Origin of the sequence: Clostridium sp. (assembly GCF_032552055.1) — a bacterium.
Classification (GTDB): Bacteria; Bacillota; Clostridia; order Clostridiales; family Clostridiaceae; genus Clostridium.
In genome coordinates this window covers 1-1,393 of sequence record NZ_JAWGSV010000419.1, presented here as the reverse complement: position 1 = coordinate 1,393, position 1,393 = coordinate 1, and the positions used below count along the sequence as shown (strand labels likewise).

The following is a 1,393-nucleotide window of genomic DNA, read 5'->3' as shown; positions in this document are numbered from 1 at the left end:
ATTATGGAGTTAGGAATATGAGTCAAGGTAGTTTAATGAAAAGCTTTATTGGCTTTTTAATGGGGCCGGTAGTCGGGGCTGCAATAGGATTTTTTACAACAATAGTGACAACATGGATATTAAATCCAGAAGAAATAGGAAAATCATCTTCGGTTACTGTATTTATGACAATTACAACATTGTTTATATATTTTGGTTTAGATCAAGCATTTATAAGAGAATTTAATGAGTCCAAAGATAAAAAACAGTTATTTTGGACTTCACTTAAATTTCCACTAATGCTATCTATGATAATTTCTATAGTAAGTGTTGGATTTAGTAGAGAGTTATCTATTATACTTTTTAATGAAGTTAATTTATATGGAGTGATTTTAATATTATTAATGATTCCATTTACAACAATTGATAGATATAGTATGTTAATCTTAAGGATGGAAGAAAAAGCGAAATTATATTCTTTTATACAGATAATTAACAAAATTCTAAATTTAATATTACTAGTATTTTACTTATTGTGTATAAATAGAAGTTATACTAGCATAGTTTTTGCTATGAGTATATCTAACATATTAACTGCTTTAATAGGAGTTTATTATACTAAAGATTATTGGATAAATAGACATAAAACAAATAAACAATTATTATTTAAGTTGATTAGATATGGAATACCATTAGTTCCAACTATGATTCTTACATCGTTATTTAACTCTATGGATAGAATAGCGCTATTAAAATGGAGTGATTTTAATGAAGTTGGTATATATACAGTACTCTTTAAAATTACTATGGTAATTTCTATTATACAAGCGGCTTTTTCTAGCTTTTGGACTCCAGTTTCTCAAAGATGGTATTCTGAGAAGGTTAGTAACGAAAAAATAATAGAGATTGGATATATTATGTGCTCTGTTGTATCAATATTATATATATTATTAATGATATTTAAAGATGTAATAGTATCTCTATTATTACCAGTTGACTATAGAGAATTTTCTTTGATAATACCATTGCTAGCGTATGTTCCACTTATGTCAATATTGTCCTTAACTACATGCGTGGGTATTAATTATAGTAGAAGAACAGAATTAAATATAGTGCCAGCTCTTATTGCATTAGGAGCAAATTATTTTGGTAATAAGATTTTAGTGCCAAACTTGGGTGCTGTAGGTGCGTCTATATCATCAGCTATATCATATACTATATTTTTTATTGTAATAACATATTTATCTAGGAGAGTATGGTTTAAATTTAAAATAAGTAACTTTGTAATAAATATAGGTATAACTATAGTTGTAAGTTTAAATGGGATATTTATTAATAATACTATAATAACAATAATTTGTTTTTTTATAGTAATATTTTATAATATGAAATATTACAAAATATTACTAGATAG

1 protein-coding gene is annotated in these 1,393 nt (G+C 25.4%); it reads left to right on the top strand.

Translation table 11 applies throughout. The features are described 5' to 3' along the window. Positions 1–17: 17 nt before the first annotated feature. The coding region (locus E6248_RS16050; RefSeq protein ID WP_316341769.1) for an oligosaccharide flippase family protein at positions 18–1,393 on the top strand (1,376 nt) is incomplete at its 3' end.